Origin of the sequence: Streptomyces canus (genome assembly GCF_030816965.1) — a bacterium.
In the GTDB taxonomy this organism is placed as follows: Bacteria; Actinomycetota; Actinomycetes; order Streptomycetales; family Streptomycetaceae; genus Streptomyces; species Streptomyces canus_E.
Window position 1 is genome coordinate 9027391 of the sequence record NZ_JAUSYQ010000002.1, and the last position, 21668, is coordinate 9049058.

17 protein-coding genes, 3 pseudogenes and 1 riboswitch are annotated in these 21668 nt (G+C 70.4%); of the genes and pseudogenes, 16 read left to right on the forward strand and 4 right to left on the reverse strand.

Annotated elements, in window-relative coordinates:
• Positions 1-4: 4 nt before the first annotated feature.
• The 4 genes and pseudogenes from dxs to QF027_RS42120 all read left to right on the forward strand — a co-directional run bounded on the left by dxs (position 5) and on the right by QF027_RS42120 (position 4083).
• Positions 5-1903 (forward strand): 1-deoxy-D-xylulose-5-phosphate synthase, encoded by a 1899-nt coding sequence (gene dxs, locus QF027_RS42105; RefSeq protein WP_306973729.1) that lies wholly within the window; start codon positions 5-7, stop codon positions 1901-1903.
• Positions 1900-3286: pseudogene (locus QF027_RS42110) on the forward strand (aspartate aminotransferase family protein). Before dxs ends, QF027_RS42110 begins: the two are co-directional and overlap by 4 nt.
• Positions 3287-3358: 72 nt before the next feature.
• The gene (locus QF027_RS42115) at positions 3359-3964 is read left to right on the forward strand and encodes a helix-turn-helix domain-containing protein (protein WP_306973725.1); all 606 of its coding nucleotides are present in this window, start codon (positions 3359-3361) and stop codon (positions 3962-3964) included.
• Positions 3961-4083: a DUF6126 family protein gene (locus tag QF027_RS42120; protein ID WP_306973723.1), complete on the forward strand. Its 123-nt coding sequence runs from the start codon at positions 3961-3963 to the stop codon at positions 4081-4083. Before QF027_RS42115 ends, QF027_RS42120 begins: the two co-directional genes overlap by 4 nt.
• A gap of 318 nt (positions 4084-4401) precedes the next feature.
• Here the strand turns inward: QF027_RS42120 and QF027_RS42125 are convergent, their stop codons facing one another.
• A complete protein-coding gene (locus QF027_RS42125) occupies positions 4402-5199 on the reverse strand; it encodes a tyrosine-protein phosphatase (protein WP_307080675.1) in 798 nt (265 codons plus the stop codon).
• Positions 5200-5406: 207 nt separating this feature from the next.
• Here QF027_RS42125 and QF027_RS42130 point away from each other — a divergent pair, with 207 nt between their 5' ends.
• From QF027_RS42130 to QF027_RS42150, 5 genes and pseudogenes are all read left to right on the forward strand, one after another.
• Complete coding sequence (locus tag QF027_RS42130) at positions 5407-7482, forward strand: alpha-galactosidase (protein WP_307080677.1); 2076 nt, start codon at positions 5407-5409, stop codon at positions 7480-7482.
• A 297-nt stretch (positions 7483-7779) separates the two neighbouring features.
• Positions 7780-7951, forward strand: a riboswitch (cyclic di-AMP (ydaO/yuaA leader).
• A gap of 2 nt (positions 7952-7953) precedes the next feature.
• Complete coding sequence (locus tag QF027_RS42135) at positions 7954-8886, forward strand: M23 family metallopeptidase (RefSeq protein WP_307080679.1); 933 nt, start codon at positions 7954-7956, stop codon at positions 8884-8886.
• Between the two features lie 169 nt (positions 8887-9055).
• Positions 9056-9436, forward strand: coding sequence for a hypothetical protein (locus QF027_RS42140; protein ID WP_307080681.1), 381 nt, complete (start codon positions 9056-9058; stop codon positions 9434-9436).
• A pseudogene (locus QF027_RS42145) lies at positions 9420-10138 on the forward strand (DUF6250 domain-containing protein). The gene QF027_RS42140 and the pseudogene QF027_RS42145 overlap by 17 nt, the downstream one beginning before the upstream one ends.
• A 142-nt stretch (positions 10139-10280) precedes the next feature.
• A complete protein-coding gene (locus tag QF027_RS42150; RefSeq protein WP_306986462.1) occupies positions 10281-11066 on the forward strand; it encodes an SGNH/GDSL hydrolase family protein in 786 nt (261 codons plus the stop codon).
• A 24-nt stretch (positions 11067-11090) separates the two neighbouring features.
• Here the strand turns inward: QF027_RS42150 and QF027_RS42155 are convergent, their stop codons facing one another.
• Together QF027_RS42155 and QF027_RS42160 are read right to left on the reverse strand one after the other, a co-directional pair.
• Positions 11091-11714, reverse strand: a complete 624-nt coding sequence (locus QF027_RS42155) for a TetR/AcrR family transcriptional regulator (RefSeq protein WP_307080684.1) — start codon at positions 11712-11714, stop codon at positions 11091-11093.
• 50 nt (positions 11715-11764) lie between these two features.
• On the reverse strand, positions 11765-12943 hold the full coding sequence (locus QF027_RS42160; protein WP_307080687.1) for a Glu/Leu/Phe/Val dehydrogenase dimerization domain-containing protein: 1179 nt from the start codon (positions 12941-12943) through the stop codon (positions 11765-11767).
• Between the two features lie 175 nt (positions 12944-13118).
• Here QF027_RS42160 and QF027_RS42165 point away from each other — a divergent pair, with 175 nt between their 5' ends.
• The 7 genes and pseudogenes from QF027_RS42165 to QF027_RS42195 all read left to right on the forward strand — a co-directional run bounded on the left by QF027_RS42165 (position 13119) and on the right by QF027_RS42195 (position 21069).
• Positions 13119-14294, forward strand: coding sequence for an MBL fold metallo-hydrolase (locus QF027_RS42165; protein WP_307080689.1), 1176 nt, complete (start codon positions 13119-13121; stop codon positions 14292-14294).
• A 1147-nt stretch (positions 14295-15441) separates the two neighbouring features.
• Positions 15442-18318 (forward strand): ATP-binding protein, encoded by a 2877-nt coding sequence (locus QF027_RS42170; RefSeq protein WP_307080691.1) that lies wholly within the window; start codon positions 15442-15444, stop codon positions 18316-18318.
• A 68-nt stretch (positions 18319-18386) separates the two neighbouring features.
• Positions 18387-18821: a roadblock/LC7 domain-containing protein gene (locus QF027_RS42175; RefSeq protein ID WP_306973703.1), complete on the forward strand. Its 435-nt coding sequence runs from the start codon at positions 18387-18389 to the stop codon at positions 18819-18821.
• A gap of 2 nt (positions 18822-18823) precedes the next feature.
• The gene (locus tag QF027_RS42180) at positions 18824-19195 is read left to right on the forward strand and encodes a DUF742 domain-containing protein (RefSeq protein ID WP_057610221.1); all 372 of its coding nucleotides are present in this window, start codon (positions 18824-18826) and stop codon (positions 19193-19195) included.
• Positions 19173-19772 carry a GTP-binding protein gene (locus QF027_RS42185; RefSeq protein WP_306973700.1) on the forward strand — a complete coding sequence of 200 codons (600 nt, stop codon included), beginning with the start codon at positions 19173-19175 and terminating at the stop codon, positions 19770-19772. The genes QF027_RS42180 and QF027_RS42185 overlap by 23 nt, the downstream gene beginning before the upstream one ends.
• Positions 19773-19833: 61 nt before the next feature.
• Positions 19834-20412, forward strand: coding sequence for a GAF domain-containing protein (locus QF027_RS42190; protein WP_307080693.1), 579 nt, complete (start codon positions 19834-19836; stop codon positions 20410-20412).
• A gap of 53 nt (positions 20413-20465) precedes the next feature.
• Positions 20466-21069 (forward strand): annotated as a pseudogene (locus QF027_RS42195) (TetR/AcrR family transcriptional regulator).
• Here the strand turns inward: QF027_RS42195 and QF027_RS42200 are convergent.
• Entirely contained in the window at positions 21066-21659 is a 594-nt protein-coding gene (locus QF027_RS42200) for a GOLPH3/VPS74 family protein (protein ID WP_306973694.1), read from the reverse strand. The pseudogene QF027_RS42195 and the gene QF027_RS42200 sit on opposite strands and share 4 nt — an antisense overlap.
• Between the last annotated feature and the right edge of the window lie 9 nt (positions 21660-21668).

Consider the following 21668-nt stretch of genomic DNA (forward strand, 5'->3'; position numbering starts at 1 on the left):
GAGCGTGACCATTCTGGAGAACATCCGGGGACCACGCGACCTGAAGGCGCTGTCCGAGTCGGATCTTGGTGAACTGTCCGAGGAAATCAGGGAGTTCCTGGTGCACGCGGTCGCCAGGACCGGCGGACACCTCGGGCCCAACCTGGGGGTGGTGGAACTGTCCATCGCGCTCCACCGGGTCTTCGAGTCACCGGTCGACCGCATCGTGTGGGACACCGGCCATCAGAGCTATGTGCACAAGATCCTGACGGGACGGCAGGACTTCTCCAAACTGCGCGGCAAGGGCGGCCTGTCCGGCTACCCCTCGCGTGAGGAGTCCGAGCACGACATCGTCGAGAACAGTCACGCCTCCACCGCGCTCGGCTGGGCCGACGGGCTCGCCAAGGCCCGCCAGGTGCAGGGGGCGAAGGGACATGTCGTCGCGGTCATCGGCGACGGCGCGCTCACCGGCGGTATGGCCTGGGAGGCGCTGAACAACATCGCGGCCGCCAAGGACCGGCCGCTGATCATCGTCGTCAACGACAACGAGCGGTCGTACTCGCCGACCATCGGCGGGCTCGCCAACCACCTGGCCACCCTGCGCACGACCGACGGCTACGAGAAGGTGCTGGCCTGGGGGAAGGACGTACTCCTCAGAACCCCGCTGGTCGGCAACACCGTCTACGAGTCCCTGCACGGCGCGAAGAAGGGCTTCAAGGACGCCTTCGCACCGCAGGGCATGTTCGAGGACCTCGGGCTGAAGTACGTCGGCCCGATCGACGGACACGACATCGGGGCCGTGGAGTCGGCGCTGAGGCGCGCGAAGCGCTTCCACGGGCCGGTGCTCATCCACTGCCTGACGGAGAAGGGGCGCGGTTACGAGCCCGCCCTGGCCCATGAAGAGGACCACTTCCACACCGTCGGTGTGATGGACCCCCTCACCTGTGAGCCGCTCGCGCCGTCCAACGGCCCCTCCTGGACCTCGGTGTTCGGCGACGAGATAGTCGCGATCGGCCAGGAGCGGGAGGACGTCGTGGCGATCACGGCGGCCATGCTGCACCCGGTGGGGCTGGGCAAGTTCGCGGCGCGTTTCCCGGACCGGGTGTGGGACGTCGGTATCGCCGAGCAGCACGCGGCGGTCTCCGCCGCAGGTCTCGCCACGGGTGGGCTGCACCCGGTCGTCGCCGTGTACGCGACCTTCCTGAACCGGGCCTTCGACCAGCTCCTGATGGACGTCGCCCTGCACCGCTGCGGGGTCACGTTCGTTCTGGACCGGGCCGGGGTCACGGGCGTCGACGGGGCCTCCCACAACGGTATGTGGGACATGTCGATCCTCCAGGTCGTCCCCGGACTGAGGATCGCCGCTCCTCGGGACGCCGACCAGCTGCGGGCGCAGCTGCGGGAGGCGGTCGCCGTGGACGACGCGCCGACCCTGGTGCGGTTCCCGAAGGAGTCGGTGGGGCCTTCGGTGCCGGCGGTCGACCGGGTCGGTGGCCTGGACGTGCTGCATCGCGGTGAGCGGCCGGAGGTGCTGCTGGTCGCCGTCGGTGTGATGGCACCGGTGTGCCTCCAGGCCGCCGAGCTGCTGGAAGCGCGGGGCATCAACTGCACGGTTGTGGACCCCCGTTGGGTCAAGCCCGTCGACCCCTCGCTGCCGGGCCTCGCCGCGGAACACCGGCTGGTCGCCGTCGTCGAGGACAACAGCCGGGCCGCCGGAGTGGGCGCCGCCGTCGCGTTGGCGCTCGGTGACGCCGAAGTCGACGTACCCGTACGGCGGTTCGGGATCCCGGAACAGTTCCTCGCGCACGCCAAGCGGGGCGAGGTGCTCGCCGACATCGGTCTGACGCCGGTCGAGGTGGCGGGGCGGATCAGCGCGAGTCTGGCCGTGAAGGCACAGACCGAAGTCAGGGAGAAGGCTGAATGACCACGGAGTTCGACCTCGGCAGACTCCTGGCCGAGCGCGGAGCCGAGCGCTACGAGCTGCACGGCAAGTACCTGAACCACCAGCTCCCGCGCATGCTGCACACCATCGGCTTCGACAAGGTCTACGAGCGCGGCGAGGGCGCCTACTTCTGGGACGCGGACGGCAACGACTACCTGGACATGCTCGCCGGGTTCGGAGTCATGGGCCTGGGGCGCCACCACCCCGTGGTCCGCAAGGCACTGCACGACGTCCTCGACGCCCAGCTCGCCGACCTCACCCGCTTCGACTGCCAGCCGCTGCCCGGGCTGCTGGCCGAGAAGCTCCTCGCCCACAGCCCGCACCTGGACCGGGTGTTCTTCGGCAACAGCGGCACAGAGGCGGTGGAGACCGCGCTGAAGTTCGCCCGGTACGCCACCGGGAAGCCCCGGGTCCTGTACTGCGACCACGCCTTCCACGGACTGACCACCGGGTCGCTGTCGGTCAACGGCGAGTCGGGCTTCCGGGACGGATTCGCGCCCCTGCTGCCCGACACGGCCGTACCTCTCGGCGATCTCGAGGCTTTGGCGAGGGAGTTGAAGAAGGGCGACGTAGCCGCCCTGGTCGTCGAGCCGATCCAGGGCAAGGGGGTGCACGAGGCCCCGCCCGGCTATCTGCGGGCCGCGCAGGAGCTGCTGCGCACACACAAGGCGCTGCTCATCGCCGACGAGGTGCAGACCGGGCTCGGCCGTACCGGGGACTTCTACGCCTACCAGCACGAGGACGGGGTCGAGCCCGACCTGGTGTGCGTGGCCAAGGCGCTCTCCGGCGGCTATGTACCGGTCGGCGCCACCCTCGGCAAGGACTGGATCTTCAAGAAGGTCTACTCGTCGATGGACCGGGTGCTCGTGCACTCGGCGAGCTTCGGATCCAACGCCCAGGCGATGGCGGCCGGGCTCGCGGTCCTGTCCGTCATGGAGAACGAGCAGATCGTCGCGAACGCCCGCGTCACGGGCGACCTGCTGAGGTCCCGGCTCACCGCACTGATCGACAAGTACGAGTTGCTCGCCGACGTCCGCGGCCGCGGCCTGATGATCGGCATCGAGTTCGGCCGGCCGAAGTCGCTGAAGCTGCGCAGCCGCTGGACCATGCTCCAGGCCGCGCGCAAGGGCCTGTTCGCGCAGATGGTGGTCGTCCCCCTTCTGCAGCGGCACCGGATCCTCACCCAGGTCTCCGGCGACCATCTGGAGGTCATCAAGCTGATCCCGCCGCTCGTCGTCGGGGAGAAAGGAGGTGGACCGGTTCGTCGACGCCTTCACCGACGTCATGGACGACGCGCACAGCGGCAGCGGCCTGATGTGGGACTTCAGCAAGACCCTGGTGAAGCAGGCGGTGGCCAACCGGTAGCGGCCCGACCTGATGTTTTGCCTCTGAGGCAAGAGATTTGCCGCAGAGGCAAGACTCGGGCCCAATGGAGGTATGAGCCCTCCGGAAGCCTTCACGGAGCTGCCCTCGGTGGCTCCTCAGCTTCGCGCCCTGCGCCGCCGCGCCTCCCTCACCCTGGAGGCCGCGGCCGGTGCCGCGGGGCTGTCGCCCGCCCATCTCTCCCGGCTGGAGACCGGTCAGCGCCAGCCGTCGCTGCCGATGCTGCTCGCGCTGGCCCGCATCTACGGTACGACGGTCTCGGAACTGCTCGGCGAGACGGTCGCGGAGCGGGACTCCGTCGTGCGCGTGGCCGACATGGAAGCGACCGAGGCGGGCGGCTGGACGTACTTCCAGGCCGGCGCGCCCGGCCGCGGGATGCAGGCCCTGCGGGTGCAGGTGCCGCACGGCTCGCAGGGCGACATCGTGCGGGTGCATCCCGGCGAGGAATGGCTCTACGTCCTCAAGGGGCGGCTCAGGCTGCGCCTCGGTGACACCACGCATCGGCTCGGCCCGGGTGACAGCGCGCACTTCGACTCGCTGACCCCGCACCGCATCGCCGCCCAGGATCCCGACGGAGTCGAGCTCCTGTTCGTCCACACCCTGTTGCAGAGTCCCACGGCCACGCTGTGCCTGGGCCCCACCCCTGGAGAGACGCCATGAAAGACATGGAGGAGAAGTTCCCCCGCGCCCTGTGGGTGCGCCTCATCGTCTACATCGCGGTCGGCCACGTCTTCGCGGCCTTCATCTACTTCCTCTTCGAGGTGGGAGCCCGACATTGACGCCCTCACCTGCGTGAACGCAGGTGATTCCGGTCAGCTCCTCCCCCAGTTCTCGGCTTCGCTCGAACCGGGGGGACCCCCATCGCGGTGCTCCCTTGGGTTCCTGCTTCACGGGCCCCTGCCACCCGGAGGGGTCTTACAGGGCCTCCACAGGCCTGACTTCCCGCCCGTCCGGCGGTAGGTCCGCCAACTACGTTGTCGGACAAGGCGACTTCAGCAGTGGCGCTGCGCCCCTACGGGGCGCCGGGGCGAGAATGCCCTACACCCCCACCCTGAAGGGTGGAGCACTGGGTAAGTGTTCGGTAGCGGCCGTACGGCTCAGTCGAGCAGCCGCTCCCGCAGCCGCTCGCGGATCTCGGGAGTCAGGCCGAGTCCCTCCTCCAGATACACCTCGACGCTGCCCCATGTCTCCTCGATGGTCTCGAAGGCCGCCGACAGATACTCGGCGCGCGCCTCGAACAGGGGACTGAGCAGCTCCATGACCTCGGGGGAGTAGGCGTCGGCGGACGTGCTGGTGCGGCGCACCTTGTAGCGGCGGTGCTTGGCGTTCGACTCCAGGTAGTCGGCGACGATCGCCTCGCGCTCCACGCCCAGGGCGAGCAGGGTCACGGCGACGGCCAGACCCGCGCGGTCCTTGCCGGCCGCGCAGTGCATGAGGGCGGGCACGCTGTCCTCGGCGAGGGAGCGCAGCACGCGGGAGTGCTCGACGGTGCGCTCCTTGATCATCGTGCGGTAGGAATTGGTCATGCGCTCCGCGGCCTTGCCGTCGCCGAGGAGCTCGCGCAGCTGCTCTATGTCCCCGTCGCGGACCATCTTCCAGAACCAGGTGCCCTCCGCCGGGTCGCTCAGCGGCAGGTTCACATTGGCGACGCCCGGCAGCTCGACGTCCGGGCCCTCCAGCTTCTGGTCCGCCGCGTTGCGGAAGTCGAAGATCGTGTGCAGACCCAGGGAGGCCAGGAAGGCCGCGTCGTCCTCCGTCGCGTGTGCGAGGTGACCGCTGCGGAAGAGCACGCCGTACCGCACCCGCCGTCCGTCTGCCGTCGGCAGCCCGCCCACGTCACGGAAGTTGCGGACACCTGCCAGTTCCGGTTCGGTCGACGGGATCTGCTGCGTCACGGGGGCTCCTCCCAGCCGGGCCCCGTCGGCGCGGCTCGTCGACGGGGCACGCTCTCGACGATACGACATGGATTCCTGGGGCAATGAGTTGTCCACAGGGCCGGGCAATGACTTGTCCACAGCCGTTGCGACCAGGGCTGTCGGCCCCTGATGATGTTGGGGCCTGAGCGCACCTGTTGGCACCTGTTCGAATCTGTGAGGGGCACCATGCTGGAGATCGCTGAGAACGGCCGTACGTGGATTCTGTCCGGGCCGGCCAGCAGTTACGCCCTGCACCTCACCGCCGAGGACGAGCTGCTCCATCTGCACTGGGGTCCGAGGATCGCCCTGGCCGACGCCGAGGCCCTCGCCGTACGTCCGCTGCCCGAGTACTGGCCCTTCGAGTCCCCGCTCGACGGACGCGAAGAGTACCCCGTCGAGGGCGGCCCCCGCTTCACACGCCCGGCCCTGTCCGTGCGCACCGACGAGCGGCGCGGCACCGAGTGGAGCTTCGAGGCGTACGAGACCGAGGGCGACGAGCTGCGGCTGCGGTTCCGCGACGGCGGGCTGACCGTCACGCTGCACTACCGGATGCGTCACGACGTCCTGGAGCGCTGGGTGACCCTGGACAACCAGGGGCCGGCCCCCGTCGAGCTGCTGCGCGCCGACTCCGCCACCTGGACCCTGCCCGATCGTGAGGACGGCTGGCGGCTGTCCCAGCTGCACGGCCGCTGGGCTGCCGAGTCCCTGCTCACGCAGACCCCCCTCACCTACGGCGAGAAGATCATCGGCAGCCGTCGCGGCCACACCGGGCACCAGCACCTGCCCTGGGTCGCCCTCGACACCGACGCCACCGAGGAGCGCGGCGAGGTCTACGGTGTCGCCCTCGGCTGGTCGGGGTCCTGGCGGATCGCCGTCGCGCAACTCCCCGACGCGCGCGTGCAGATCACCGGAGGTGCCGGATACGACGACTCGGGTCTGCTCCGGCTGGCGGCCGGGGAGTCGTTCACGACCCCTGTCTTCGCCGGTCTCTGGAACGACGGCGGGTTCGGCGGGGCGAGCCGTGCCTGGCACGCCTACCAGCGGGCGTACGTCATCCCGGGCGCGGACGAGGACCGTCCCGTGCTGTTCAACTCCTGGGAGGCCACGAACTTCGACATCTCCGAGGAGCAGCAGGGCACCCTCGCCCGGCGGGCCGCGGCGATGGGCGTCGAGCTGTTCGTGGTCGACGACGGCTGGTTCGGTGCCCGCACCAGTGACCGGGCCGGGCTCGGTGACTGGGCGCCCAACCCCGACCGCTTCCCGAACGGCCTCAAGCCGCTCGGTGAGTACGTGCACGGGCTCGGCATGCAGTTCGGCATCTGGGTCGAGCCGGAGATGATCAACCCGGACAGCGAGCTCTACCGTGCCCACCCGGACTGGGTGCAGTACCAAGCCGGACGAAAGCGGACGGAGTTCCGCAATCAGCTCGTGCTGAACCTCGCGCGCGAGGACGTCCAGGAGTACCTGTGGGGGCAGCTCGACACCCTGCTCTCCTCGGCCCCGATCGACTATGTGAAGTGGGACTTCAACCGCTGCTTCACGGATGCGGGCTGGCCCGGCGACCCCTATCCGCAGCGTCTGTGGGTCGACCATGTACGCGGCTTCTATGCCCTTTTGGACCGCTTGCGGGAAGCCCACCCGGGCGTCGCCTTCGAGTCCTGCTCGGGTGGCGGCGGCCGGATCGACCTCGGGGTGCTCAGCCGCACCGACCAGGTGTGGACCTCGGACAACACCGACCCGCTCGACCGCCTCGCCATTCAGTACGGCTTCAGTCAGATCCACCCCGCGCGCGTGATGGCCGCCTGGGTCACCGACAGCCCCAACACTCAGCTCAACGACCGGGTGAGCTCGCTGCGGTTCCGGTTCGTGAGTGCGATGGCCGGAGTGCTCGGGGTCGGCGGGGACCTCGCGGAGTGGACCGAGGAGGAGCTCGCCGAAGCGGGGCGGTGGGTGGCTCTCTACAAGGAGATCCGGCCCTTGGTGCAGCGTGGCGACCTCCACCGGCTGCGGCCTCCGCGGGGCGGGCTGAGCGCGGTGCAGTACGTCCTCGGGGACGAGACCGTCGTCCTCGCCTGGCTCCAGGCGCAGCAGCACGGCGAGCCCGCCCCGGCGCTGCGGCTGCGCGGACTCGACCCGACAGCATCGTACGAATGCCCCGAAACGGGCGAAGTGCACCGAGGAGCCGTGTTGCTCCATCACGGACTTCGTACCGGTTTGCGCGGTGACCTCGATGCGATGGTTATCCGGCTGCGCCGCATCTAGGGCTTCTGTCCGAATTGACAGCTTCCTTCCAACTCCTTCCGAAATCAGGGTTCCTGTGAATTCGTGACGTGAGGAGCGTCATATCCGTGACGGTGTGTCGCCCGTCATGTTCACGTAATGTGCAGGCTTTTCAAGGGGATTCGGGCCGGGTAACGGGCGTCCGATTCACGCAGGGTGACCGGTAATTCTCTTAAGGGATCAACAGGAACGCACACACGGGGAACCTCTCACTTGTCCCTTTGCGTCTTGTTCGCTTACGTTCGCCACCGATCCGGTCGGACGCCCAATCCTGCCGCCGAACGGATTCCGCTCACTCACTCACCCGTGCACGGCAGGAGCGGGGGACCCACAGGTAGTTCCGCCTGTTCCGGTCTCCGGAACGGCTTGGGGTTAAGTCGCGTCTCGACGCGGCCGGGCATCTCCAGCTCGCACCCGACAGCTCACCTCGCAGGCGCCGGAGAGGAATTCACCATGCCCGCGAAGGGTAAGCACCGCCGTCCGAAGTCCCAGCGCTTCGCCCGCTCGATAGCCATCGCCGGAACCGGAGGCGCCGCTCTCGCCCTCCCGTTCATGGGGGCAACCGGCGCTCACGCCGCCACCCCCCAGTCCGTGTCGGAAAAGGCCGTTCAGTCGCTCCCGGTCTCGCAGAAGTCCGCCGAAAAGACGGCCGCGAAGAAGGACGCCGCGAAGACCTCCACGGTGCGTGTCTATTCGGTGCGCGCCGACGACTATCTTTCGAAGATCGCCGATGAGCAGAATGTCAGCGGTGGCTGGAAGAAGCTGTACGCCGACAACCGCTCGGCCATCGGGGACGACCCGTCACTGATCCACCCCGGTCTGAAGCTCTCGATCGGCAAGAAGGCCAGGACGAGCACCACGAAGACCGAGTCCTCCGCTTCCTCCTCCTCGAAGGCGAAGAAGACGGAGAAGGCGGAGTCCAAGTCCTCCTCGAAGTCGACCGCCGCCACCCAGAGCTCGGCCACCACCAGCTCCAGCGGTTACACCCTGCCGGTCACTGGTGCCACGATCGGCACCGGTTACCGCGTGGCGGGCAGCATGTGGTCCAGTGGTTACCACACCGGCGTCGACTTCGTCGTCCCGACCGGCACCTCGCTCAAGGCCGTGGCCGCGGGCACGGTCGTCTCCGCGGGCTGGGGCGGTGCCTACGGCAACCAGGTCGTCATCAAGCTGAACGACGGCTACTACGCGCAGTACGCCCACCTGTCCCAGCTCTCCGTCTCGGCCGGCCAGACCGTGACCGAGGGTCAGCAGATCGGCCTGTCCGGCGCGACCGGCAATGTCACCGGCCCGCACCTGCACTTCGAGATCCGCACCACGCCGGACTACGGCTCCGACGTGGACCCGGTCGCCTACCTCCGCTCGAAGGGCGTCGCCGTCGGCTGACAACACCCCTGCGCCACTGAAGGCCGGACCCCGATCCCCGGGTCCGGCCTTCGGTGTTCCCGGCCCTGAGCCGGTCCGCGCCTTCGTGATCACTTCATTGCGTTCTTGTGGCAGGCGAGCTCGGAGCGTCGACAGGCGGGGGAGGGTGGGGACAGAGTGAACCCCGTAGTTGTGCAAGCGCTTTCACGAGGGGTGGCCTGAGCAGCGGTTCGCGCCGGCCACCTTCGGCGGCGACGAGGTGCAGGGGGTGATCCAGACGGGCGATGAGGGAGTGCCCGCCGCGTACGGCGCGTATGGCGGGGACTGTGCCGGTTCCAGGGCGGGTTCGGATCGCCGGGCCGATGTGATCGTGGTGAACCAGGGCACCCACGCCGAGGCCGCCCCGCTCGGCGGGTTCGTCTCCGCTCCCGCCGACCACACCACCGAGTCGCCCGGACCGTGCGCGGCTCTTCCGCAATCCACGTACACCGACTGCCGCCTGGGCTCCGAGCCCCTTCGTGTGCCCGGGCCCTCCCTGGAAGGAGCCGTCTCTCATGACGACCACACGTAGAGGCTTCGGAACCCTCGCTGCCGGCGCCGCCCTGGCCGCCCTCGCCCCCGCGGCCGCCGCGAGTGCCTCGCCCCGCCACCGTCGCCTCGTCGCCCACGACGACTTCCGCCACGGCCTCGGCCGCTGGGCCGTCGAACTGGAGCAGGGCGGCACGGTCACCGCGCAGCGCGGAGTACTGGAGGTCGACGTGCCCGCCGGCGCGACGATCTGGTTCAGGCAGCCGCTCGAAGACCGTACGTCCTGGAGTACACCGCCACGCCCGTCTCCGAGGGCGGTGCCAACGACCGGGTGTCCGACCTGAACAACTTCTGGAACGCGGCCGACGTCCGGTCCCCCGACGACCTCTTCGCCACCCGGCGGGGCGGGGCGCTCGCGGAGTACGACTACCTGAAGACGTACTACTCGGGCTACGGCGCCAACTACAACACCACGACACGGCTGCGCCGATATGTCGGAGAGTCCGGTGTGCGGCCGCTGATCTACGACTACACCGAGCCGCTGCTCATCGCGAACGAGCCGAACCGGGTGCGGATCGTCTCCGACGGCTCCAAGGTGCAGTGGTGGGACAACGGGCGGCTCGTCTTCGACTACACCGACCCGGAGCCTTACACGAGGGGGCACTTCGCGTTCCGGACCACCTGGAGCCACTTCCGGATACGCGACTTCAGGGTGTGGCGGTCGCAGCGTCAACATTCCCGATGAGAGACCTATTCCTCGTTTGGCGAACACTTTAGGAGTGGCTTATCTCACCGCCCGTCAAGCCCTTCCTACGGTCGCGTAAGTCACATTCGAAGGTGAATCATGAACGGTTGTGGCAGACGATTCGAAGAATGACAGCAGCTCAGTGATCGGGTCGTACGTGGCGGTGGGGGACAGCTTCACCGAGGGCGTCGGCGACCCCGGCCCCGACGGGGCGTTCGTCGGCTGGGCCGATCGGTTCGCGGTACTTCTCGCGGACCGGCGGCCCGAGGGCGACTTCAGGTACAGCAATCTCGCCGTACGCGGGAAGCTGCTCGACCAGATCGTCGAGGACCAGCTTCCGCAGGCCGTCGAACTGGCACCGGACCTGGTGTCGTTCTGCGCCGGCGGCAACGACATCATCCGCCCCGGTACCGACCCCGACGAGGTCGCCGAGCGCTTCGAGCGGGCGATCGCCCGGCTCACCGAGGCGTGCGGCACGGTCATGGTGACGACCGGTTTCGACACACGTGGTGTTCCCGTGCTCAAGCATCTGCGCGGCAAGATCGCCACGTACAACGGACATGTGCGGGCCGTCGCCGACCGGTACGGATGTCCGGTGCTCGACCTGTGGTCCCTGAAGACCATTCAGGACCGGCGCGCCTGGGACGGCGACCGGCTGCACCTCTCCCCGGAGGGGCACACGCGTGTGGCGCTCCGCGCGGGCCAGGTCCTCGGCCTTGAGGTCCCGGCCGACCCGGACCAGCCGTGGCCGCCGCTTCCGCCGCGCGGTCCGCTGGACGTGCGACGGGACGACGTCCACTGGGCTCGGGAGTATCTGGTGCCGTGGATCGGGCGCAGGCTGCGGGGGGAGTCCTCCGGGGACCACGTGACGGCCAAGGGTGTGCTGTCGCCGGACGACATCAAGACGCGGATCGCTTCGGTGGCTTGAGCTGTGGCCGGGGCCGGGCGGGTTTCACTCCTCCGCCGCTATGCGGACCCCCGTGCCGTCCAGCCCGAGTTCCCGGCCCAGGGCCTCGTCCACCCACGTCTGGGCCCGGGACCTGGGCACCGCGCCCGCGTAGGACGTCAGTTGGACGGCCAGGCCGTCCAGGAGGGCCGTGAGGCGCAGGGCTGTGGCTTGCGGGTCCGGGCAGTGGAACTCGCCCGCGGCCACGCCCTCGGCGATCACTTCCGCGAGTGCCGCCTTCCATTGCCTGTCGAGGTCGCGGGTGACCTCCTGGAGCGCCGGCTCGCGCAGAGCCACCGCCCAGCCCTCGATCCACAGCCGCCAGCCCTTGGCCTGGCCCGTCGGCGCGTACCAGCGAACGGCCGCCCGCAGCCGACGCAGGGCGCTGGTACGGCGGCCGAGGAGCTTGCGCAGATGGGCCAGATCGTCCTCGGCGGCGTAGGTGAACGCGGCGGCGACCAGCTTCTCCTTCGTGGCGAAGTGGTAGAGCACCAGGGCGTTGCTGACTCCGAGCGCCGAGGCCACGTCGGCGATCCTGACGGCCGCCACGCCCCGCGCCTCGATCTGCTCGATGGCGGCCCGCAGCAGCTCCTCGCGCCGCTCGGCCACTGTCAACCGCACTCTCGCCACGGGATCACCCTAAGCCGTCGCTCGGTGGGGCGCCGCCCCGAGGCGCCAGGTCAGCGGTACCAGCCGAACCGGTCCCCGATCACCGGCAGCCGGTCCGCGACCAGCGCGTGGGCAGCGGCGCGCGGCGAGATCCCGTCCGCCTCCGCGCGGGCCAGCAACTGCTCGACGAGGGCACGCATGGAACGCCGTATGTGCGCGAAGGCCTCGTCCGAGTCCGCGCCGATGTCACCGAACAGGGTCCACCACCACCAGGCGTTGGTCCCGGAGTTGACCACGACGTCCGGCAGTACGGTGATCCCGCGCGCGGCCAGCAGCGCCTCCGCCGCGGGCAGGACCGGCATGTTGGCCGCCTCGACGATCCAACGGGCCCTGATCCGCTCCTGGTTGGCGACGTCGATCGTGTAGGACACCGCCGCGGGCACAAGTACCTCCGCGTCGAGCGACAGCCAGGCGTCGCCGGGCAGTTCGCGGTCGGCGGGGCGCAGGGCGGAGCGGTCCACGGTGCCGTAGGTGTCCCTGGCGGCCAGCAACGCCTCGACGTCGAGCCCCTCGGGGTTGAAGACCGTGCCCTTGATGTCGGCGACGGCCACCACGGTGAGCCCCGCGCGCGTGAGGAAGCGGGCGGTGGCCCCGCCCATGGTGCCGAGGCCCTGCACCGCCACGCGCGTGCCCGCGTGCGGCACTCCCGCCAGGTCCAGGGCCGCCAGGACCGACTCGGCGACCCCGCAGCCGCCCACCAGTTCATCGAGTCCGATGCCGTCGACCTCGACGGCGAAAGCGTCCGCGAGCCGCCGCCGGGCCGTGGCCTCGTCGTCGAGCAGCGGATAGACCGCCTGGATCGAGGAGACCAGGCCGGCCTCCACGGCCGCCCGGTCCACCAGGTCCTGGCTGAGACCGAGGTCCTCGCCGGTCGTCCAGAGGCTCTCGATGTACGGCCGCATGGCGCGCAGGTAGCGCACGAGGAGGCCGTACGCCGCCGGGTCCCGGGGGTCGCAGTCGATGCCGCCCTTGGCGCCGCCCAGCGGGATGTACCGCGCCTCGGGGTCGTAGTGCAGGGCCTCTTTCATGGTCATGCCGCGGGCGAGCCCGGTGACCTCGTCCAGCGTGCAGCCGGGGCGCATCCGCAGGCCGCCGCTGGCGACACCCCGTACCAGCCGGTCGACGACCAGGAAGCCCTGGTGGCCGGTGAGGTGGTCGGTCCAGGTGAGCGACAGCAAGGGGGTGGTCACACGGGCTCCGGTACGGGCGGACGGCTACTGAACGGGGGGTCAGTATTGGCATCCGGCCGCGCTCTGTCAACGTGATCCGCTCCGACGGCGTCCTTACCCGTGTGACCGGACAGACGCCGGCACTGTCAGAGGGGCGGACCATAATGGATGCCTCAGCGACTCCACTGGAGGTACCGTGACCGGCTTCCGTCCCCTGAGTTCCGGGCTCCGCGCGCTGCAGCCCGCGGCCTTCGGTGCGGACCCGAGCGGTGAGCGCATGGCGCGTATCCGGAGATCCCCCCACTTCAAAGACGGTGTCTTCCAGAACCCCGGCGGAACCGCGCGGACCCGGCCCGACGGGCCGGCGATGGAGTTCGCCAAGGCCTACTTCGACAGCGACGCCCGGCAGCAGCGTGCTCCGCAAGGCCGGATCCCGGTACATGCCACGACGCTCGCCGACCTCTCCAAGCCGCCCGCCACCGGACTGCGGCTGACCTGGATGGGGCACTCCAGCGTGCTCGCCGAGATCGACGGACGGCGGGTGCTGTTCGATCCCGTATGGGGCGAGCGGTGCTCTCCGTTCCCCTTCGCCGGGCCCAAGCGGCTGCATCCCGTGCCCTTGCCGCTCGCCGCGCTCGGTCCGGTCGACGTGATCGTCATCTCCCACGATCACTACGACCACCTGGACCTGCCCACGATCAAGCAACTGGCCGGGACGGACACCGTCTTCGCCGTGCCGCTCGGTGTGGGCGCGCATCTCGAGCACTGGGGGGTGTCCGCCGACCGGCTGCGTGAGCTGGACTGGCACGAGTCGACCCAGGTCGCCGGGCTGACGCTGACGGCCACCCCGGCTCGGCACTTCTGCGGGCGGGGGCTGCGGAACACCCAGCACACGCTGTGGGCGTCCTGGGTCGTCTCCAGTGGGGAACACCGGGTCTACCACAGCGGTGACACCGGGTACTTCGAGGGGTTCAAGGACATCGGGGCGTCGTTCGGGCCCTTCGACGCGACGATGATCCAGCTCGGCGCCTATTCGGAGTTCTGGCCGGAGATTCACATGACGCCTGAAGAGGCGGTGCAGTCTCATCTGGATCTGCAGGGCGGGGATGCGGCGGAGGGCGTGCTGCTGCCGATCCACTGGGGCACGTTCAACCTCGCGCACCATCCTTGGGCGGAACCCGCGGATCGGACGATGCTGCTGACCCACAAGGCGGGCATCGCGATGGCCACGCCTCGGCCGGGGGAGCCGTTCGAGCCCGGGGCCGTCCCGGCGGTCGATCCTTGGTGGCGGGGGGTGGCGAAGGCGCCGGCCGGAGGATGGGCGGCCTTGCCGACCGTGGCGGAGGAGCTCGTACCTGTGGCAGAGGTCTGATCCGCGGTCGCGGATCTGCCTCACCGTGCTGTGGGGCGGCTGCGGGCCGGTGGTGGCTGGACGCGGGGTTCCCCGTGCCCCTGGGTGGGTGCGGCCCCGTCACCTGAAGGGCGCGGGGGATCGGGTGGCGCCCCGGTGGCCGGTGGCCGGGGTGCGTCACCGCGGTGGACGCAGGGGCTTCGCGCCGCCGCTGGCGGGCTCGGCACCCTGCCCCGCAAGTGGTGGTTCTCCGTGTGTGGACGCGGGTGACGTGGTGTGGAGGCGGCCCGTGCGGTCGGGGCCGACCGGTGCGGGCAGGTGCGGGAAGGGGCAGGGCGACGTCAGTGACCGTCCGGGCCAGGGGGTCCTTCGCCGCTATGTGACCGCGGGCCTTGTGGGACAGAACGGGAGGCGGCCGTAGACCCGCGACGGTGTTGACGGACGCCGTATTGCGGGTCAGCGGGTTGTGCTCCGGCCGTGCGCGGTACGTCGGGTTCGTCACCGGCGAGCGGCAGTTGCCGGTCCTGACCGCGTTCCCGGACGAGGGCACCCCGCACGGCTTCGTCACGGGCTCACCCTGCCGTGGCCGGCGACTGAGGTGGGTCGGCGCTGAGGCGGACCGACACGGTCAGTGACAATCGGGAAGGCTCGGGCCAATGCTCCGAAGGGGTGTCGGTGGTTCTCTCGCACTCGGGGAAACGGCTGACGCGATGGCCGGGGTGCGCGTACGCCCTGGAGCCTCGCCGGACGCATGTGACTGCTTCTGACCAGGACTGATCGGTATTCACCCGTTCGGGGATTCCCGGCTGGTCCCCTTGTCGGTCTGTCGTACGAAACCTCATACCAGAGCGGGACGCTCCGCGGGGGACTTTGTCAACTGCCGCTCGCGCCTGAAGCCTTGGCGACTACTGTGAGTGTCCGCCGGGCGATGAGGGGCTGAAGTCTTCGTTCTCTCGACCGGTACGCCATGACGCATGCCCACGGCGAACAGCCGCGGTGCGGGGAGGAGGGAGGCGACGCGCCGGTGACCGACGACCATGCCGCCGCGCGCCCCGCTCGGCACCCCGCCCAGCAGCCCACAGGGGCACACGCCGGAGCCCGCCGAACCGGGCCGGCCGGCCCGGGACCCTCCGGCCAACAGGACCGACGGACCACTACAAGGACACCGATGTCTCACCTCCGTGCCCCGGCCGCACGCGCAGACCGCCGTGAGGGCGGGCGGCACGGGCGGCCGGTCGCCCGCCCCGCCCCCTCGCTGTCGGAGACGCACATACGGCCGCAACTGCTGCGGCTGGCCGTGCTCCCACCGATCGCGGTCGCCCTCAGCGGATGTGCGGCTGTCCTGTTCACCGTCCGCTCCACCGGGGCACAACCCAGCCTCATTCTGTGGGGAGTCCTGGGCGGAGCCGTCTCGGTGACCCTCGCGGCCATCCTCATCGCCGCCGTGGCGGCCGACCGCGCCGCCAAGACGGTGAGCGACCGCGTCGGCGCGTTGCGCCGCAGCAGCGCGCGCCGCGAGGCCGACCTGCGGGTGCTGGTGGAGGGGCTGCGTCGCGGGGAGATTCCGCCGGGGCGCGGCCCGAGCAGCGGTCCACCCGACGACGCCGACGACTTCGAACTGCTCGCCGCCGACCTGGCCCGCGCCCACGACGGGGCCGTCACCGCTGTCGTCCAGGCCGCCCAGCTCTCCAGCCAGGCCGGCAGTGAACAGAAGCTGGAGGTCTTCGTCAACCTGGCGAGGCGGCTTCAGTCGCTGGTGCACCGCGAGATCTCCATCCTCGACGAGCTGGAGAACGAGATCGAGGACCCCGACCTGCTCAAGGGGCTCTTCCACGTCGACCACCTCGCCACCCGGATCCGTCGGCACGCCGAGAACCTCGCCGTCCTCGGCGGTGCCGTCTCGCGTCGGCAGTGGAGCAACCCCGTCTCCATGACCGAGGTGCTGCGCTCCGCCATCGCCGAGGTCGAGCAGTACTCACGGGTCAAACTCGTGCCGCCGATCGACGGCACGCTGCGTGGGCACGCCGTCGCTGACGTCATCCATCTGCTGGCCGAACTCGTCGAGAACGCCACGGTGTTCTCGGCGCCGCACACTCAAGTGCTGCTGCGCGCCAACCTCGTGACCTCCGGGCTCGCCGTCGAAGTGGAGGACCGCGGGCTCGGCATGCCCGTCACCGAACAGCACCGGATGAACGCCCTGCTGGCGGATCCCGACCAGGTCAACGTCGCGAGCCTGCTGGCCGACGGGCGCATCGGGCTGTTCGTGGTGTCACAGCTCGCGAAGCGGCACGGGATCCATGTCCGGCTCCAGACCAACATCTACGGCGGCGTCCAGGCCGTCCTCGTGGTGCCGCAGGCGCTGCTGGGTTCGGCGCCGGCGGCGATCGGTGCGCAGTCGCCGGAAACCGCGGGTACGACCGTGTCCGCGCAGCGCCCGGCCCATCCGCGACCCGGGCATGAGGCACGGCACCGGGGCGCGCCCGCCGAGCCGCGTCCCGGTGTCGACCCGCGCCGGGGGGAGCTCCGGGGCACGGAGTCCGGACTCAACGGCAGTGCGGCACCGACGACGAAGAGCGGCGGAGCGGTGCCGCAGGGCGCCCGGGTCGTGCGAAACGGCAGCGGGCCGGTACGGAACGGCAGTGGTCGCCCGCCGAGCGACGGCGACCGCGCGTCGAGTGGCGGCGGACCCATGGCCGACGGTGCCGGGTCGCTGACGCACGGCGGCGGAGGCGTACCGGCCGACGAGGGGGCTGCGCCGGATGCTGGCCTGGATGGTGGCGGGGCTGCGTCGAGTGGTGGGAGGAGTGGGCCTGGTGGCAGCGATCCGCTGGCGAGCGGCGGTGGGTCCTTCCTGAACGGCGGCTCGGAGGCACCGAGTGGCGGAGGCAGCGTTCCGAGTGCCGGCGGCCGCCTGTCGGGTGGCGGGTTTTCGCCGGATGGCGGCGGGGACGTGTCGGATGCCCGGGGGCAGGTGCCTGGCGGCATCGACTTTCCGTCGAGTGGTGGTGGGTCCTTCCTGGATGGTGGCTCGGGGGTACCGGGTGGCGGGGGGCGGGTGCCTGGCGGCAGTGACTCATCGGCGAGTGGCGGTGGGTCCTTCCTGGGCGGTGGCTCGGAGGCACCGGCTGGGGGTGAGGCCTGGTCCGGTGGGAGCGGGTCCTTGGACGGTGGCGTGACCGGTCGGAAGCCCGGTGGTGGAAACGGGTCGAAGGGGGGTGGAGCGCACTCGGGGCGGCCTGCGCCGCTGCCGGTGCGTGGGGCCCGTGCGGAGCGGCCGACCCCCGCCGAGGCCGTGCCCGGGATCAGGCCCCACGACCGGCGGCTGGTCGCGGAGCATGTGACCGCGCCGCCCACCCCGCGTACCGGGACCGTGCGCGGCACCATGGGCAAGCCACAACTGCCCCGGCGCCGCGCCCAGGAGCACATCGCACCCCAGCTGCGCGGCGGCCCGACGCCACGGCAGGACCCCGAGTACCCGGCCGGCCACGACCCGGGACTGATGGCGGCCTTCCAGCGCGGTATCAGCCTCGCCGAGGCCCAACAGCACCTGGAGCCGGCCCCCGGCGAATCGACCACGACGCTGCCGTCGCCGCGTATGGGGGCCGACCCCATGGACCCGGCACACACGGTGTCCGCACACATGGACCCCACCCCTATGACCTCTCCCCCCGTGAGTTCCACCCCCAAGAGCCCTGCCCCTATGGACTCCTTGCACATGGACCCCGCCCACATGGGTTCGGCCCAGCCCGACAGGGCGACAACGGGCCGCGCACATACGGACACCTCTTACACAGATGCGGCCCTCACGGACACAGGCTCCGCGGCATCCGCCCCTCTGGAGCCCCGCCCCAGCCCGCCCCCCGCCCCGTCCGCCTCCTTCGACTTCGGCTTCGACCTCGACGCGAGCCACACGGACGCCGCCCCCATGACCGGCGCCGCCCCCATTGACGTAACTCCCATGGAGCGGCCCCACATATCCGACGCGCACGGTCTCGATCTCGACCGCACCACCCCCCGGCACGACGGGAGCGCACCCGCCGGATGACCACACCCGCGTCCACCCCACCCCCCAGCGTTCCCGCAGACCTTCGTACCTCAAGGAGTCGATCCACCATGGCGAGCGAAGCGCCGACCGGCCATGTATCCGATCTCGACTGGCTGATGAGCGGCCTCGTGCAGCGCGTACCGCACACCAACAGCGCGGTTTTGCTGTCCTGCGACGGGCTCGTGAAGTCGGTCCACGGACTCGACGGGGACAGCGCCGACCACATGGCGGCCCTGGCCTCCGGCCTCTACTCCCTCGGCCGCAGCGCGGGTGTCCGCTTCGGCGACGGCGGAGACGTCCGCCAGGTCGTCGTCGAACTCGACTCGACGCTGCTGTTCGTGACCACCGCGGGCTCCGGCACCTGTCTCGCCGTACTCGCCGGCCGCGAGGCCGACGCGGCGGTGCTCGGCTACGAGATGGCGATGCTCGTCAAGAGCGTGCGTCCCTACCTGGTGACCGCGCCCCGGCAGCACGCCGTCGAATCCCCGGCGATGAGGCCTTGAGCGTGGCGGCGGCCGGCGACGGGCCCTGGCTCGACGACGCGGCCGGTCGGCTGGTGCGGCCCTTCACGGTCAGCAACGGCCGCACCCGGCCGTCCATCGCGTTCGACCTGCTGTCGCACGTGAGGGCCACCGGTGCCACCCCCATCGGCTACCTCGGCCCCGAGCACGCGCAGGCCCTCGATCTGTGCCGCGCGCCCGTCTCGGTCGCCGAGGTCGCCGCCCATCTCAAGCTGCCGGCGGTGGTCACCAAGGTGCTGCTGTCCGACCTCGTCGACTGCGGGGCGCTGACCACCAAGCCCCCCGAGTTCACCCACAACCCGACTGACCGGGCTCTTCTGGAGGCAGTGCTCGATGGACTACGACGACAGCTCTGACCCCTTCCCCACCGCACTGAAGATCCTGGTGGCGGGGGGGTTCGGGGTAGGCAAGACGACCTTCGTGGGCGCGGTCAGCGAGATCGCTCCCCTCAGCACGGAGGAACTGCTCACCACGGTCAGCGCGGCGACCGACAGTCTCGAGGGTATCGAGAACAAGGTCGAGACGACGGTGGCCATGGACTTCGGAAGGATCACGCTCGACCCGGAACACGTCCTGTACCTGTTCGGCACGCCCGGGCAGGAGCGGTTCTGGTTCATGTGGGACGAACTGTCCGAGGGCGCGCTCGGCGCGGTGATCCTCGCCGACACCCGCAGACTGGAGGACTGCTTCGCGGCCGTGGACTTCTTCGAGCAGCGCGGCCTCGGATTCATCGTCGCGATCAACGAGTTCGACGGGGGGTACCGCTACGACCCCGAGGAGGTCCGCGCCGCCATCGACCTCCCGCAGGAGATCCCGATCGTGCGCTGCGACGCACGGATCTCCAGTTCCGGTGTGCAGACCCTGCTCACCCTCGTACGGCATCTCATCGCCCACAGCCCGGCGCCCGCGCCGAGCCATGGCGCCCACATGTGAACCCCGCACACACCGCCACGGAGCCGCATATGACCGACGTCCACAGCGACGGAACCCGCCCATGAGCTACGACCCACCACGCCCGGCCGGTCGTCTGCTGCTCACCCCGGAGGACAAGGAGGCCCCGGACCGGGCGCGACGGCTGCGCCTGCTGGGCCTCGGGGAGCGCCCGGAGCCCGCTCTGGACGCCTTCGCCGAGCGGCTCGCCGAGTGCACGGGGGCGCCGTACGCCATGGTCAACTTCATCGGCGAGAACCGGCAGTTCTTCGCCGGTCTCAGGATTCCCGTGGCCCGGCCCCCGGCGGACGGCGACGAGGCCAAGCCGGCAGTGGGCCGCTATATGGCGCGCGACCATGGGTTCTGCCCCCATGTGATCGCCCGCCGCAAGGCGCTGGTCCTGGAGGACGTGCGTGACTACCCACGGTTCGCGGGCAACCCGGTTGTCGACGAGTTCGGCATCCGTTCCTATCTGGGCGCGCCGCTCATCGACTCCGCGGGGATGGTGCTGGGCACGGTGTGCGCAGCGGACGTGCAGCCCCGGACCTGGGGGAAGTCCGGTCTGGAGATCATCAAGTTGTCGGCGTCGGAACTGGCCGCGCGTCTGGAGCGACGGGAGGCCGACGGGCTCCCGGTGCTGTGACGGGCGGAACGGTCACACTGCCAGCCGACCGGTCCACTACCCTCGTGGACTTGCTGTGGGGACGTACCAGTGACGCCAGGCAGAAGAGCCTCGGTGCCGCGCGCTCGCTCATCGAGGGGCGCGGCTACTCGGCGCTGAGGGTGGCCGAGATCTGCAAGGCGGCCGGGGTGCCGAAGGGCGGTTTCTCCTACTTCTTCGAGTCCAAGGAGGCCCTCGCGCTCGCCGTCGTCGACAAGCACTGGGCAGCCCAACGGTGGGAGTGGGAAACCGTGTTGGGCACAGACGCGGACCCCCTGCGGCGGCTGCGCGGGCTCTTCGAGCAGACCGAGGCCGGCCAGCGTGCCGTCCAGGAGGGCTGCGGCACGGTCTCGGGCTGTCTGTTCGGGAACCTCGCTCTGGAGCTGAGCAACCACGCCGAGCCCCTGCGCGGACGGCTGCAGGAGATCTTCGACGCGCAGGTCGACATCGTCGAGGCGGTCGTCGCCGAGGCCCGGGACCGCGGCGACGCCACCGTGTCCCACCCACGGGAGGCGGCACGGGCGGTGGTGGCCCAACTGGAGGGCCAGGTGATGTTCGCCAAGCTTCTACAACAGCCCCCAGCGCCTGAGCCCCCTGTGGGACAACTGCCGATCCCTGCTCGGCGTCGCAGGCTCCTAGTAACCGCGCCAGACGTTGTCGAACGCGGCGTCCTCGATGACCTTCCGCTGGCGTACGGCCTCCAGTTCCATCACCGCGTCCCCGACCGCGGCCAGTACGGTGGCCGCGTCGTCGGCGAGTTCCCCGGCCGGTTCGTCACCGATCCCGGCGGCGGACACCAGAGCGGCGAGGACGGGTTCGCCCGCCGCCCGGCGCTCCTCGGCCTGCCGCCTGGCCGCCGAGTCGACCAGCTCCGTCCGCCCGGTCCGCAGCGGGATCCGCCGGCCCCGTGAGCGGGCCGTCAGCCCGACCCGCTCCAGGTCGTCGACGTAGGCCGCGGACAACCCGCGGCCCCGGCGCCACAGCCAGTCCTCGACCGACTCGTAGGGCTCCTGGCGTACGAGCGCCTCGGCGGCCTCGTCCAACAGACGGTCGCCCGTGGGGGACGGGGCCAGGGGCAGGATGCGGTCGCCGTCCAGGGCGAGGGCGTGGGCCTCGAGGAGGTCGAGCACCTCGGCTCCCGCGAGAACGAGCGACAGATCGCCCTGCTCCACCGGCTTGTCGGCGGCCACATCGAGGACGACGATCGCGAGGTCCCGTGCGGTGGTCATCAGCGGCTC